Annotated in this window: 14 protein-coding genes; 6 read left to right on the plus strand and 8 right to left on the minus strand. The window is 65.7% G+C overall.

Going from position 1 to position 12961, the window contains the following annotated elements:
• The first annotated feature begins 202 nt into the window (after window positions 1–202).
• The 4 genes from OG331_RS50330 (at window position 203) to OG331_RS50345 (ending at window position 4201) form a co-directional block, all read left to right on the plus strand.
• Window positions 203–1564 carry a cytochrome P450 gene (locus OG331_RS50330; RefSeq protein ID WP_406191049.1) on the plus strand — a complete coding sequence of 454 codons (1362 nt, stop codon included), beginning with the start codon at window positions 203–205 and terminating at the stop codon, window positions 1562–1564.
• Window positions 1561–2496 (plus strand): terpene synthase family protein, encoded by a 936-nt coding sequence (locus OG331_RS50335; protein WP_406191045.1) that lies wholly within the window; start codon window positions 1561–1563, stop codon window positions 2494–2496. Before OG331_RS50330 ends, OG331_RS50335 begins: the two co-directional genes overlap by 4 nt.
• Window positions 2497–2731: 235 nt before the next feature.
• Window positions 2732–3301: a hypothetical protein gene (locus OG331_RS50340; protein WP_406191042.1), complete on the plus strand. Its 570-nt coding sequence runs from the start codon at window positions 2732–2734 to the stop codon at window positions 3299–3301.
• Between the two features lie 171 nt (window positions 3302–3472).
• Window positions 3473–4201, plus strand: a complete 729-nt coding sequence (locus OG331_RS50345; RefSeq protein ID WP_406191039.1) for a hypothetical protein — start codon at window positions 3473–3475, stop codon at window positions 4199–4201.
• A gap of 21 nt (window positions 4202–4222) precedes the next feature.
• Here OG331_RS50345 and OG331_RS50350 read toward each other — a convergent pair whose 3' ends face one another.
• The 4 genes from OG331_RS50350 to OG331_RS50365 are packed head-to-tail and all read right to left on the minus strand — an operon-like array spanning window position 4223 to window position 5866.
• The gene (locus OG331_RS50350; protein WP_406191036.1) at window positions 4223–4525 is read right to left on the minus strand and encodes a hypothetical protein; all 303 of its coding nucleotides are present in this window, start codon (window positions 4523–4525) and stop codon (window positions 4223–4225) included.
• A complete protein-coding gene (locus OG331_RS50355; RefSeq protein ID WP_406209608.1) occupies window positions 4522–4800 on the minus strand; it encodes a TnsA-like heteromeric transposase endonuclease subunit in 279 nt (92 codons plus the stop codon). Before OG331_RS50355 ends, OG331_RS50350 begins: the two co-directional genes overlap by 4 nt.
• A gap of 17 nt (window positions 4801–4817) precedes the next feature.
• Window positions 4818–5504 carry an IS630 family transposase gene (locus tag OG331_RS50360; RefSeq protein WP_406210861.1) on the minus strand — a complete coding sequence of 229 codons (687 nt, stop codon included), beginning with the start codon at window positions 5502–5504 and terminating at the stop codon, window positions 4818–4820.
• Complete coding sequence (locus OG331_RS50365; protein ID WP_406191034.1) at window positions 5489–5866, minus strand: helix-turn-helix domain-containing protein; 378 nt, start codon at window positions 5864–5866, stop codon at window positions 5489–5491. The genes OG331_RS50360 and OG331_RS50365 overlap by 16 nt, the downstream gene beginning before the upstream one ends.
• Window positions 5867–6135: 269 nt before the next feature.
• Between OG331_RS50365 and OG331_RS50370 the strand changes: the two genes are divergently transcribed.
• Window positions 6136–7269 (plus strand): IS630 family transposase, encoded by a 1134-nt coding sequence (locus OG331_RS50370; protein ID WP_406191032.1) that lies wholly within the window; start codon window positions 6136–6138, stop codon window positions 7267–7269.
• A gap of 63 nt (window positions 7270–7332) precedes the next feature.
• A complete protein-coding gene (locus OG331_RS50375) occupies window positions 7333–8610 on the plus strand; it encodes an IS701 family transposase (RefSeq protein WP_406190343.1) in 1278 nt (425 codons plus the stop codon).
• A 99-nt stretch (window positions 8611–8709) separates the two neighbouring features.
• Here the strand turns inward: OG331_RS50375 and OG331_RS50380 are convergent, their stop codons facing one another.
• The 4 genes from OG331_RS50380 to OG331_RS50395 all read right to left on the minus strand — a co-directional run bounded on the left by OG331_RS50380 (window position 8710) and on the right by OG331_RS50395 (window position 12931).
• Window positions 8710–8925 carry a hypothetical protein gene (locus OG331_RS50380; protein WP_406191029.1) on the minus strand — a complete coding sequence of 72 codons (216 nt, stop codon included), beginning with the start codon at window positions 8923–8925 and terminating at the stop codon, window positions 8710–8712.
• Between the two features lie 191 nt (window positions 8926–9116).
• Window positions 9117–10352, minus strand: a complete 1236-nt coding sequence (locus tag OG331_RS50385; protein ID WP_406191026.1) for a TniQ family protein — start codon at window positions 10350–10352, stop codon at window positions 9117–9119.
• A gap of 9 nt (window positions 10353–10361) precedes the next feature.
• Entirely contained in the window at window positions 10362–11387 is a 1026-nt protein-coding gene (locus OG331_RS50390; protein WP_406191024.1) for a TniB family NTP-binding protein, read from the minus strand.
• The gene (locus OG331_RS50395; RefSeq protein WP_406209602.1) at window positions 11381–12931 is read right to left on the minus strand and encodes a Mu transposase C-terminal domain-containing protein; all 1551 of its coding nucleotides are present in this window, start codon (window positions 12929–12931) and stop codon (window positions 11381–11383) included. The genes OG331_RS50390 and OG331_RS50395 overlap by 7 nt, the downstream gene beginning before the upstream one ends.
• Window positions 12932–12961: the final 30 nt, after the last annotated feature.

Raw genomic sequence — 12961 nt, forward strand, 5'->3', positions numbered from 1 at the left:
GGCGGAGTCACCCAGTACCAGTTCGATACTGGAGCGTATAAGTGCGATTCGAGGTACGGAATCCTTTTGGTAGTTCTCTGCCTCTGCGCCTTGGGCTGGCACCCCAAGGAGTGCCCCAAAGGGTCGCCAGGCACATCGGCCTGCCCCTCACGATGGACGGAACGGAAACGAATCGCTGCATGGATCCTGGAGGCATGACAACATGATCAACCCCCTATCCACCACAACCAGCGGTCTGCAGTCCGGTCGGGCCCCAGGCGCCATACCGCTGCTCGGGCACACACTCGCCCTGCTGCGCGACCCCCTCGGCTGGATCGCGTCGCTAGCCCAACACGGAGACCTGGTGGAAGTTCAGTTCGGACGCGCCAGGATGTACGTGCCATGCCATCCTGAGCTCATGCACGAAATGCTGCTCGACAACCGCACCTTCGACAAGGGTGGTCCGGTTTTCGAGACTATGAGGGATGTTTTCGGCAACACAGTCGTCACTTCAACCCACGCGGATCACCGCGGGCAGCGGCGCCGGCTTCAGCCATCGTTCAGACATCAGCATTTGGCAAACTACGCTCCGGTTATGACGGCAACGATCGAGGAGATTATCGGTGGGTGGACCAACGCACAGTCCATAGAAGTCGGCCCAGCGATGTACGCAATCAGTCTCAAGACGACGCTGCGTGCGCTATTCGGTGCTGACGATGTGCCGGGATCGGTCGAGCAGCTGCGGCGCGCCATCGCCGCCGTAGTGCGCGATGTATACGTGCGATATGCCTCGCCGACACCTCTCATCAAAAGGCTTCCTATCCCCGCCAACCGGCGGTGTGAAGCGGCGATGGCGGTATTGACTGCGGCGATCGACCAGTTGCTCGCTCAACACCGCGCGTCGCGCCCTGGCCACGAAAATGTCGTGTCCGCGCTGATGGCCAGCGGCATGAGCGAAAAGGAACTGCGCGACGAGTGCATCGCCCTGCTGGTGGCGGGCGCCGAAGCAACCCCAGCCGCCCTGGCCTGGGCCGTGACACTTCTGGCTCTGCATCCCGATGCCGAACGACGCCTTCACGCCGAAGCACGTGCGGTCCTCGGTGATCGAATCGCCGGTGGGGACGACCTTCCCCGTCTTACGTTTACCCGGCAGGTGGTCAAGGAGACCCTAAGGCTCTACCCGCCAGCCTGGTTCAGCACCCGAACAACTACAACCGATGCCACGCTCGCCGGCACCGCGATCCCCCGAGGATCGACTGTCGTGTTCAGTCCTTACGTCGTCCAGCACCATCCCGGTGTTTACGAACACCCTGATGTATTCGACCCTGACCGTTGGAATCCAGAAAACGAGCGCAGCCTCCCGCGAGGTGCCTTCGCCCCGTTCGGGGCTGGGCCGAACAAGTGCATCGGCTACGAATTCGCCGCCATGCTAATCGAACTCACCCTCGCCAGCATCATTGCACGCTGGCGCCTCAGGCCCGAACCCGAGGCCGACCTCCGCCCCTCGCGATCGGCCATTCTCCATCCCCGAAATCTGCTGGTACGCCTGCAGGCGCAGTCCAATACGGATGGACCAGCACGATGATGATCGAGGAGCTCGATGACCCCACTGGGGCGGGAGGGCTGGAGAAAGGGTCATGGGATATCGATAGAATGTGTACAGCGCTAGATCCTTTGGCAATCGCCGACGCAGCGGCAATGTCGATATCGATTGCCCAAGAACTTGAGACGTGGGTTCGTTCCACTGCCTTGCCGGTTCGCCAGGAGCAGATTATGCCCGCAGCCATCCTAGCCGCATTTATTGCTCCCTGGCTTCCATCGGATCAATGCTCCCTCTTCGCGCAGGCGATCCTTTGGACAGCCCTGATAGACGTCTTCGTCGATGATCTCAAATCAGAATCCGACCGAGCCGTCGAAGCCTGCTTGCAGGACTGTAGATCCGTAATAAGCATCAAGAATGCAGATCCTACTCATTCACTCTCGCTGGCACTGTCAACAATACATGAACGTTTTCTGAATCAACCGGCCGGTCCCAGCCTGTATTCTTTTTTTCAATCTGCAACCGATTCGTTCTTGAGCGGACAGAGCTTCGAACGGCGAGCGGCGCGAGCGCTCACCGGGGGGGCCGAATTGCCAACAATTCAAGAATATCTTAAGCAGGGCGCAAGAAGCATCGGAATGCATTTCGTGACAGCTGTACTTTGGTCCACGATCGAGAGCGCAGACGCCTCCCCAGCAGCAACTTCACTGGGGGATGCCCTTGACGATGCGGCATTGGCCGTACGGTTGGCTAACGATCTAGCAGGACACGACCGTGAAACAGTTGAAGGTTCTGTTAATGCCTTGGCTCTTGGTCTGCAGCCTGACCACGTGGCACATCTACTGTCACAATGTGCACACCGATGCGTTGAGAAGTTGAACAATTTTCCCCCAGCCGGCCACCTGCTAACGCTAGCTTTGGAACGGCAACTACTCTGCTATCTTCGGATATATCAAAGAATCGACGCCTCGCATTGATGGGCGTCAGAATGTCGGTGCCCGGACGTGTACTGATCTTTGAGGTGCCGTTTGTCAGCGGGTATGTGTGCGGCATAACGGATCCATGAGGACTCGAACTCGCCGGAGCCCAGCTGAGCTGGAGCGGCGGCGGTTGCAGGCAGCGGATTTGTTCGAATAAGAAATGCGGCCGGTCAGGTCGCGGAAGTGCTCGGCGTGACCCGGCAGGCGGCCGGTCTGTGGCATCGGGCCTGGCGTGAGGGCGGCGGAAGCGCTCGCCGTGGACCTCGTCCGGCGGGACTTCACCGCATCGCGCCCCGGGATACGGCTGGTCGGCGACATGACCGAGCTCGTCACCGCCGAGGGTAAGGCCTATCTGGCGTCCTGCATCGATCTCGCGATGCGGGAGGTGATCGGCTGGGCCATGGCCGATCACCACCGGGCCGAGCGGCCGGTGACGGCCCTGCGGATGGCGGCCGGACGCGGACAGCTCGCGCGACGCCGCCTGGAGGATCCCGGCAAACGCGACTACTACCTGGGCCGGGGCCCGACCGACACCCCGGTCGAGGAGATCGTTTTGGTGCCGGGTGCGCGCCGGCGGGTGGAAGAGGCGATCAAGCTGGCGAAGTCCGCCTGCGGGATGGCTGACTACGAGGTCCGCTCCTTCCACGGCTGGTACCGGCACGTCACCCTCGCCCAGCTGGCCGCCGCGTTCCTGGCCGGCTGCGACGCAGCCACCGCCCGCGAGAACGGCCCGCCGGCCCGGACCCGCTACGGCCGGCCCCCGCCGGCAGCGCCCGTAGCCGAGAGAGGGGGACCCGCCTGATCCCAGCAGCCCGCCCGCCCCCGTCCGCTTCACCGCCTTCGAGATCAGGCGCCTGCTCAGAAGCTGTTGTCTTTCCGTACTTGATCGCTGACTTTCCGCTGGTCAGGCATGGTGTGGCTGGTTCTGTGGCAGACAGGACTCATCGTGTCGTGCTGGTTGTGGAGGTGCTCGGTGGCGTCGGTCGTCGGTTTGTTGGAGGAACGGGAGCGCGGGGCTCGGCAGCGGGTGGAGGTGCTGCGTGAGGAAGCCGACCGGGTTCTGGCCGAGTTGCGGGATGCGGAGCGTTTTTGGGAGCGGTTCGTGATTGCGCGGGAGGCCCTGGTGGAGGTTCTCGCTGATCCGACCGCAGGCGCCCAGGCGGAAGAAGGCGCGGTGCCGGTCGCACAGAACGCTGCCCCGTCGCCGTCGCCGTCGCCGTCGCCGTCGCCGTCGAAGGGCGCGGTGGTTCCGGCGTTTAGTGAGGGGTGTCAGGTGACGGTGCTGTCCGCGGAGTATCAGCGGATTGTGGAGGTCCTGGCGTCTTCGTCAACGCCGCTGGCTTGTAAGGAGGTTGCCGGGAGGCTGGGGGTGGAGCTGGTGGCGGCGAAGCTGGAGGGGCTGCGGTCGAAGGCGAACCGGAGAGCGGGCGCGCTCAGCCGGTCCGGAAGGCAGAGGTCGGTCTTGGGGCAGTGCACGGGCGTGCCCGCGGTAGGCCGTGCGGAAGACCAACAATGCCCAGAAGGCGGGACCTTCGTAGGCCGAGGAAGCGCTGTACGTGCTCATGCTGTCCAGCGTCCAGCCTTCCCGCTCAATGCCCTCGATCGCTGGGGACAGCAGGTGCTCGTGCGCCTGTTCCGAAGTTGCGGGGTGACTCACGGCACGCTCACGGAGAACACCTTCGCCTGGGCGCTGCGTGCTTGAGCGGTGATCGTGTCCAGCCACTTACTCGCGCTCCGGCGGCAGCCCGGTCTCGATCTCCACCAGGCAGTGTTCCCACCGGCAGGCCGCCTCGGCGACCTTCTTCGGCAGCCCTTCCAGCAGCCCCTGGAAGGTCAGCGGCGGCACCGGCGCTGAGCCGACCACCTCGAAATCCGGCGCCGCGAACAGATAGGCCACCAGCACCGTCGACGGCTCACCAGCAGCCGACAGCAGCTGCACCGTCGTTCCGGCGACGGCCACCACGGTGTGCTCCAGGCCGACGAAGACCACCCGGTCCCCGACCTTCAGCAGCGGGCGCGGCCTCACCGCCCGTCCTCCGCCGCGCGGTCACCGAGCAGCACCGACAAGTCGCTGAGAAGTTCCTGGCGCCACATCAGGTGAAAGAGCACCGGCAGCACGGCGATCGGATCGCCGGCTTCCTCAGCGCCCTCCATGAGCCGTCCCGGCGCCGCGAAGAACTCCCGCAGCCGTGCGGCGACTTCGGCATTGAAGCAGCGCAGATGCCGGTAACCGGCGAGCCAGCGCAGATTCACGGCCTCCACCGGGTCCAGCTCGCCCCACGGGGCATAGCTCCAGCCGATCTAGTAGACTGTCGTGGCTAATTCTTGGGATAAAGGTGGCGCAGTTTGATGCGTGCGTCATGGGTGGTGAACTGCCAGTCCACTTGGCGTTGGTCGGTGTTGGTGGCGTTCTGCCAGGCCGAGAGTTCGGTGTTGAGTGTGTCGAGGTCGCCGATCCGGCGGTCGAGGCATTGCCGGGTCAGCGCGGAGAGTTCGATCTCGGCGATGTTGAGCCAGGAGCCGTGCTTGGGCGTGTGGTGGATCTCGAGGCGCTGGGCCAGGGCGAAGGCTTCCTCCGGTTCGAATGCCTCGTACAGGGAGGCGATGGTGTGGGTGTTGAGGTTGTCCATCACCAGCACCACGGTCGCGGCGTCGGGGTGGTCCACCGTCAGTAGCTGCTTGACCTGGCCGGCCCAGTCGATCCGGGTCCGCCGGGTCAGTGCCTGAACTCGACGCCATCCGCGCAGGGGTTCGGTCCATACGAAGACGGAGCAGGTGCCGCAGCGGATGTACTCGCTGTCCTGGCACGCGTCGCGGCCGGGTCGGGCGGGGATTGGGCCGCGGACGTGGTCGAGGAGCTGGTAGGGCTTTTCGTCCATGCACACCACCGGACGTGCCGGGTCGTAGGGTCGGGCATAGACGGCGAGGACGTCTTCCATCCGGGCTGCGAACTGTGCGTTCGCTCGTGGTGGGATGGTCCAGCACTTCTTCAGGTGAGGGCGCAGTTCCGTTTTTTTAGGATCCGGCCGATGGTGGAGTGGTCCAGATCGGGGATGTCCTCAACCAGTGCGACGTGCTTCTCCAGTAGTCGCAGCGACCACCGCGCATAGCCTGAGGGCGGCTGGGAGCATGCCATCGCGATCAGCCGGGCTTCGACCTCGCCGGTCACCGGCGAGGGCACCGGCGGCAGGTCGCGTTTCTTCCGTGCGATCGTGGCGTGAACATCGCCACCGGTCTCGGCGAAACGCTTGGCGACCAGCCGCAACGTCTCACCGGAGACGCCGAGCCGGGTCGCGATCGCCTCTTTGGAGTCCACCTCACCCACCGAGGTGTCCAGCGCGAGCAGCACCCGCGCACGCATGATCATCGAAGCTCCGCGAACACCCGTCGTGGTCACCCGGACCAATTCCTCACGGTCCTGCGTGGTCAGCCTGACCGGCCGCTTCTTCTGCGAACCCATAACAACAGCCCTGTCTGACAAGCGAGAAGGATCTGACAGATACCAGCCTCCCAGACATGACACAACTAAGCAGCGACGACCTACTAGTGCCGCATCAGAGAACCTTTGCCCTGTGGTGATGTGACGCGCCGTTCGGATGCTGGTCCGGACGGCGCGGTGTCGGCCAAGCTGTCTGGGTGGCAGAACGAGTACGCGTCCGTGAGATCGATGACGACGAGGGGCAGCGCCTGCTGCGGATCATCCGTAGAGGCACGGGGTCGGTGGTGACCTGGCGGCGGGCCCAGATGGTGCTGCTGTCCGCGCAGGGCATGCCCGTGGCGAAGATCGCCGAGGTGACATTCACCAGCGCGGACCGAGTCCGGGACGTGATCCACAACTTCAACACCGACGGCTTCGACTCGCTCTACCCGAAGTACAAGGGCGGTCGGCCCAAGACCTTCACTCTCCCCGAACGCCGGGAGATCAAGAAGACCGCCAAGTCCAAGCCCGCCGAGCACGGCCTGCCGTTTTCGACCTGGAGCCTGGCCAAGCTGGCCGACTTCCTGGTCGCCGAGGGGGTGGTCGACGACATCAGCCACGAGGGCCTTCGGGTTCTGCTCCGTGAGGAGGGCGTCTCGTTTCAACGCATAAAGACCTGGAAGACCTCCCGCGACCCCGACTACGCCGCCAAGAAAGCGCGCGTCGAGCACCTCTACGCCATCGCCGACGGCGAGGTCATACCCGACGATGGCGAACCAGAAGTCGTCTTCTGCCTTGACGAGTTCGGCCCGCTCAACCTCCAGCCTCACCCCGGCCGGCAGTGGACCGAGCGCGGCGGGAAGCACAAGGACCCCGACCGGGAACCCCGCCCCCGCCGACGGGCCACCTACACCCGCCCGCACGGCGTCCGCCACCTCTTCGCCGCCTATGACCTGGCCCGGGACAGGCTCTACGGCCACATCAAGCCGAAGAAGAACCGGACGAGGTTCCTGGAGTTCTGCCGCTACCTGCGCAGCCTCTACCCGGCCGAGACCCGGATCGCGATCGTGCTCGACAACTTCTCCCCGCACCTGACCACCAAGAAGGACACCCGCGTCGGCGACTGGGCCACGGCCAACAACGTCGAATTCGCCTACACCCCGACCAACAGCTCCTGGCTCAACCGCATCGAGGCCCAGTTCACCGCCCTGCGCTACTTCGCACTCGACGGCACCGACCATGCCAGCCACAAGGAGCAGGGCAGCATGATCCGCCGCTACATCATCTGGCGGAACAAGCACGCCGCCGACGAACGCCTGCGCAAGGTAGTCAACAGGGCGAACGTTGCCTGATACGGCACTAGTAGGACTCCGTTATGTCTGCCTGTCGGTCCTGTTTGGGGGAACGCTGAAGGTGTGGATACACATGAAGTGAACCGGGCTCGGGCGAAGTTGGCGTTATTCGTGGCTGATGTGTTCGCCTCGGTGCCGCGCAAGGACCAGCGGGCCAAGAGCGACTGCTATCTGCGGGGACTGATGGTGGACGGTCGCCGCAAGTCCATCCAGGCCATGGCGCAGCGGCTGCCGGACGGCAACGAGCAGAATCTGCAGCAGTTCGTGAACCAGTCGACGTGGGATCCGCTGCCGGTGCGGCGGCGGATTGCGCAGCGGATGGTGCCGCTGGTCGGTCCGGACGCGTGGGCGGTCGATGACGTGTCGTTTCCCAAGGACGGGAAGATGTCGGTGGCGGTCGCCCACCAGTACTGCGGGGCGCTGGGCAAGCAGGCCAACTGCCAGGTCGCAGTGAGTGTGCACGCGGTCTCCGACACGGCGTCCTGTCCGCTGCAATGGCGCCTGTTCGTGCCTGAGGAGTGGGCGCACGATCCGGTTCGCCGGCGCAAGACCGGGATGCCCGACGAGATCGGGCACCGGGAGAAGTGGCGTCTGGCCCTGGACACCATCGATGAGCTGGCCGGATGGGGTCTGGTGCCTCCGGTTTTGGTGGCCGACGCCGGCTACGGACAGAACGCCGACTTCCGCGACGGCCTGGAACATCGCAGCATCGACTACGTGGTGGCGATCCGCTCGGATGTGACCGTCCACCCGCATGATGCGATGCCCATGGCCCCCACCTGGTCCGGCAACGGCCGCAAGCCGCAGCCCCGCTACCGCGACAGGCCGACTCCGGTGGCCGCGCTGGTGGCCGGCCACGGACGGCAGGCCTTCACCGAGGTGACCTGGCGGGAAGGATCCCGCGGACCGCTGCGCTCACACTTCCTGTCCCTGCAGGTGCGGCCCGCCGGGATCAAATCCAAACGCCTCGCCCAGGCCGCCGCCCTCGCCTCACACGGCCACTGGGACGGCGTCCTGCCTGAGGTCACACTGCTGGCCGAATGGCCCGACGGCGCCGAAGCACCCACCGGCTACTGGCTGTCCAACCTGCCCGCAGACACCCCAATCGCCGAACTGGTCCGCCTGGCGAAGATCCGCTGGCGCATCGAGCACGACTACCGGGAACTCAAGCACGGCCTCGGCCTGGACCACTTCGAGGGACGTTCCTGGAACGGCTGGCATCACCACGTCACCCTGGTCACCGCCGCCCACGCGTTCCTCACCGAACAGCGACTGGCCCCAAAAGCCGATACAGCCAACTCACCCTCTACCAGACCCTCGACGCCATCCAGGACCTGCTGAACTGCTGGACCGGCACCTGCACCACCTGCCACCGCCCCCTGCCCAGAACATCCACCACCAGCCAAAACCCCAGAGCCAGAGCAACCTAACGGAGTCCTACTAGGTGCAGGCCCGACCGGTCGCGGCGAACTTCGCCAAGTCCCGTGCCGGACGCCGGTTCTCAGGCCGGGAGTCCACCAGCAGCACCGAGCCATCAGAGCGACGCACGAAGTAATCCGGCGCGTGCGAGACGGCCTTGCCCCGCTCGTTCTCCCAGAACAGCCACAGCGGCTGCGAGGCCAACGCGGTCACAGCCGGATCGAAGTCGAGAGCCATCGCGTGATCGCGCTCCAGACCGGACGCCCGTCCTCGAACCGCACCCCTGCGGCCCTGGCCAACGGCACCCGGCGTTCCACCCCGTCACCTCGTATGTAAGCCACCTCGAAGCCCTCGACCCTCGCCGGAGCCCCGCCCCTCATACTTCGCAATCGAGTTGTCACCCCACCGGGCTCGCCACCTGTCCTGTGTCACCGAGTCGTCCCTGACGCGGTCGCTCTGACCTGCGGCGAGGAATCTTGAGTGGCGAAGTGGCCGTGAACCGCGGGTGCCATCGTTCGGAGATGCGGAGAGTCTTCGCCAGTGGATCTTGCTGGATCGTGAGGATGCTTGGCGAGTACTGCTGCGGCGAGTTCGATGGCGTCGGGGTAGATCGCGGCGTGTGAGTAGGTGTCGAGTTCGGTCGGGATGCCGCGGTGGTGATTGTGGGTCTGCAGTGCGAGGAGCCGGTATTTCCAGTGGTGCGGGACGGCGGCTGGGGAGGCCGGCCAGGGCGGGACGGCTTCGACCGCAGTTTGGTGGGCGAGGGTGAGTTGCTGGGGTGTGAAGCGGCGTAGGAGTCGGTTCGCCCGGCGTTGGGCGGTGGTGATCTCAGGGCATATGGAGAGGTCGAGGTGGGGTTCTCCGAGATCGCTGAGCCAGATTCCGTGCTGTGTGCAGACCTTGTGGTGAATCGGGAGGTGGACGGGGACGGGCTGGCGGATGCCGAGGCGGGCAGTGCACCGGTGGCAGGCGGTCGTGGCCCGGACAGGGCTTTCGTCGGTGCCGAAGGCGGGGAGCGCGTGGGCAAGGCTGGCGGAAGTGGTGCTGGTGAGGTGAGCGAGTTCGTGCAGGGCCTGGGTGGCTGCGGGGGCGAGCATGTGGTGCTGGGCTCGGTCGTCGATGTTGTTGGTCTTCGTGGCGAACCAGGTGGGCAGTACTGCCAGTACCTCGGTGACGGTGAGGTGGTTGGCCTGGGCGATCCGGGCCAGGTAGGAGTTGAGGGTTTCTCCTGCGATCGGGGCGACTGGCTGTGGCAGCACCGGTGTCCGCTCGTGCCTGCGGGCGAGTGTGCGGGACATCTCGGATGGGACCGGGGGATCCTCCTCCTGTGAGTTGGTCTTGCGGCGGTCGGCCAGGACCAGCAGGCGGCGGTCCAGTTCGCGGTAGAGGGTTGCCCGGCTTCCCTGGAAGCCGAGGTCGGCTACTTCTTTGAACAGGACACTGGTCCGCAGGTGCGGATCCTCGGTGAGTCGCTGGCGGCAGTAGCTGGCGAGGGGTTCGGTGAGCAGGCTTGGCCGTGGGGCCCGAGTCCCGGGCGTTCTGCGGCCGTTGATGTAGTCGCGGATGGTTTGGTGGCTGTGGCCGATGTGGTCAGCGATGGCCTGCACTGGCCATCCGGCTGCGTGCAGGGTGAGGATCTTCTCGGCTCGTTCTCGGGGCAGCATGGGTGTCGATCACGCGGCGGGTGGCCGCGGGGACTGGGAAGTGAAGTCGGCGTCGACGGCGTCGAGGGCCTTCTTGGTGATCTTCTCGGTGCCGTCCAGGACGGCGCTGATGGCCGCGCCGCGGATCAACCAGAGCAGGCTTCCGATCATCCCGTGGGTGCGCTGGTGCAGGTAGCGGTCGAGTCTGGTGAGGGCGCCGGGCCGGTGGCGGTGGAGCCTAAGACTGTCCTCCAGGGCTGCGATCAGCGCGGTCCACTGCTGGTTCTGGCCGAACGGTCCGGTGCGGACCATCCCGAACCGGCCGGCGATCTGTTCTCCGCGGGCGCCGGAGAGCAGTCCGGTCCGTTCCAGGCTGATTCCGGCGTAGACGAAGGTGACCGGGATGCGTTCGGAGAAGTACTTCAGGGTGTCGGAGGCTTCGGCGCCGGCGCGTGTGGCGGTGTTGAGGTTGTGGAGTTCGTCGACCGCAACGAGGGTCACGTGGGCGTCCGTACTGACGCCGCAGACTGCGTCGGCGATGTCGGTGATGTTGCTTCTGGTGGAGATCGGCAGGTCGAAGAACCGGGCGAACTCCATGGCGATCATCTTGGGGGTGGCGGCGGGTGGGACGGTGATGTAGATGACCGGGATGTCGCTGGAGGAGTTCGGGTGCCGCCGTCGGTGGATCACCTCGACGGTCTTGCCGAGTTGGGTGAGCGCGGTGGTCTTGCCGGTTCTGGCGGGGCCGGACACCATCAGGCCGCATCGTCCGTAGTGGGCGTTCTTGTTCATCTGGATCAGGCTGCGGCCCGAGGTGATGACCTGGCGGATCGTGGGAGTCTGGACCACCAGCAACTGTGAATGGTGGTCGATGCGGTCATCGTCGTAGCAGACTCGTTTGTCGTCCGCGAGAGCCGACCAGACCGCCTCGGGCAGCAGCTCCGGCACTGCGGGTATCTCGGTGACGAACCCGCGCCACCCCGGCAGGGTGGTCAGCTGCAGATGCCCGTACCCATCTGCGGGATCCCCACCCCGCCCCGGCCCCTGACTCACCACCGCTTGTCCGCTTCGGTGAACGGGTCGAAGATCGGCATCGGTATCACCTTGGCGATGTTCTCCTCGGGAACGTCGTCGGCCTGGCCCGTTTCTCTGTCGGCAACCCGGTCGGCAGGGGGTGCCTCGGGCGCGATCGGGGTGGATGGCGGACTGGATTTGGTGCGGGCGGCGACACGCCGGTCCCGGCGGCTGAGTCCGGCTCTGCTGCCTGTGTCACCGCGGTCAGCGGGTCCCTGATGGGCGCGTCGCAGCAGGTCGGCGACGGCATCGGCGAGTTGCTCCTCGCTCGCTCCGGGCAGGGTGTGGCGGGTGTGGTCCCAGGCCAGTTCGCCGAACGGGGCGGCGACGCGGTGCAGTTGTTTCCAGAACAGGGTGATCCAGCCGCCCCTGCCATGGTCACGGACCCAGATGCGGGACACGTCGTAGGGGTCGTAGTGGATCTCCCACAGATCCTTGCGATCCTTGACGCCCGACCGCTGCTGCCGCAGCGGGTTGAGGGCCTGGTCGTCGTAGGTCCGGTGTTTGATCTTCACGCCGTAGGCGTTGATCGCCCGCCAGGTCGCGGGCAGCAGCTCGATGTAGTCATCAGCCGACAATGCGACCGGGACATAACCGGCCGTCTCGACGAGAGCGGCGTACTTCTCGTTCGGGCTGAACATCCGCCCCGGGTGTAGGGGGTCGCGCAGTCCGTCGTGGGGCCGGCTCTGCCAGACCACGATCCACTCGTCCAGGAGTTCCTGCAGCTCCAGCAAGGACCAGAGCGGCTGTTGTTCGACGTGCCGGCCACGGCGCTCGGCGTTGAAGCCGGTGTAACCGGCCACGAACTGGGCGAACAAAGTTCCGACCGAACCCAGCATCCGCTCGATGTGGCCCTTCTCCCAGCCCGATGCATCGTGCACCGGCTGGAAGTTGATGCCCAGGAAGTTGCAGGAGGCCCGGAAGTTGCGGGAGATGAACACCGTCCCCTGGTCGACCACGATGGTCTCGGGCACGATGACCGGCCGAGCCGCGGCGTGCTCCAGACGCGCGTCGATATCCAGCAACCGCCTGAACGGCAACGCCGAGCGTGACATCGCCAGCGCCTGTGCCCAGCCGGGCCGCATCGGCTCGGGGGTGACGGTGCGGGCCAGCAACACGCTGGCGTCCACGGACTTGGTCGTCGGCCGCAGCACCGCTGCGGTCAGGCTCCTGGTCGCGACATCGATCATGCCGGTCAGATCAACCCGGGCGGGGACCCCGTCGTCCAGGCGGACCAGCACGTCCAGCGGGGTGGAGTCCATCTGCATCAACTCGCCCGGCGCCGCCGCACTTCGTTCGCCGAACGGCCCGTCGGGCCGGTCCGCCAGCGACCGGCGGGTGCGGGCCGATCCGGTGGTGTGCTTGCCCGCCGACAGCTTCTCCAGCAGCCGGTAGAGACTGCGCTGAGACGGCAACTCCACCGAGCCTCGGCCGTGATCCGCCTCCAGGATCTGACCGGTCCTCCAGAACAGATAAGTCGCAGTCCGGGTGGAACCCTGGGCGGCCTCGGCGACCGCCCTCTGCATCGCCTCCACCACCAGCGGGTCCACCCGGCC

Origin of the sequence: Streptomyces sp. NBC_01017 (assembly GCF_045162795.1) — a bacterium.
GTDB classification, from domain to species: domain Bacteria; phylum Actinomycetota; class Actinomycetes; order Streptomycetales; family Streptomycetaceae; genus Streptomyces; species Streptomyces machairae.

Coding starts and splice junctions, on each gene's coding strand:
- OG331_RS50395 (WP_406209602.1), bottom strand. CDS start 12,931: ATGCAGAGGGCGGTCGCCGAGGCCGCCCAGGGTTCCACCCGGACTGCG.
- OG331_RS50385 (WP_406191026.1), bottom strand. CDS start 10,352: ATGCTGCCCCGAGAACGAGCCGAGAAGATCCTCACCCTGCACGCAGCC.
- OG331_RS50365 (WP_406191034.1), bottom strand. CDS start 5,866: ATGATCATGCGTGCGCGGGTGCTGCTCGCGCTGGACACCTCGGTGGGT.
- OG331_RS50335 (WP_406191045.1), top strand. CDS start 1,561: ATGATGATCGAGGAGCTCGATGACCCCACTGGGGCGGGAGGGCTGGAG.
- OG331_RS50330 (WP_406191049.1), top strand. CDS start 203: ATGATCAACCCCCTATCCACCACAACCAGCGGTCTGCAGTCCGGTCGG.
- OG331_RS50380 (WP_406191029.1), bottom strand. CDS start 8,925: ATGGCTCTCGACTTCGATCCGGCTGTGACCGCGTTGGCCTCGCAGCCG.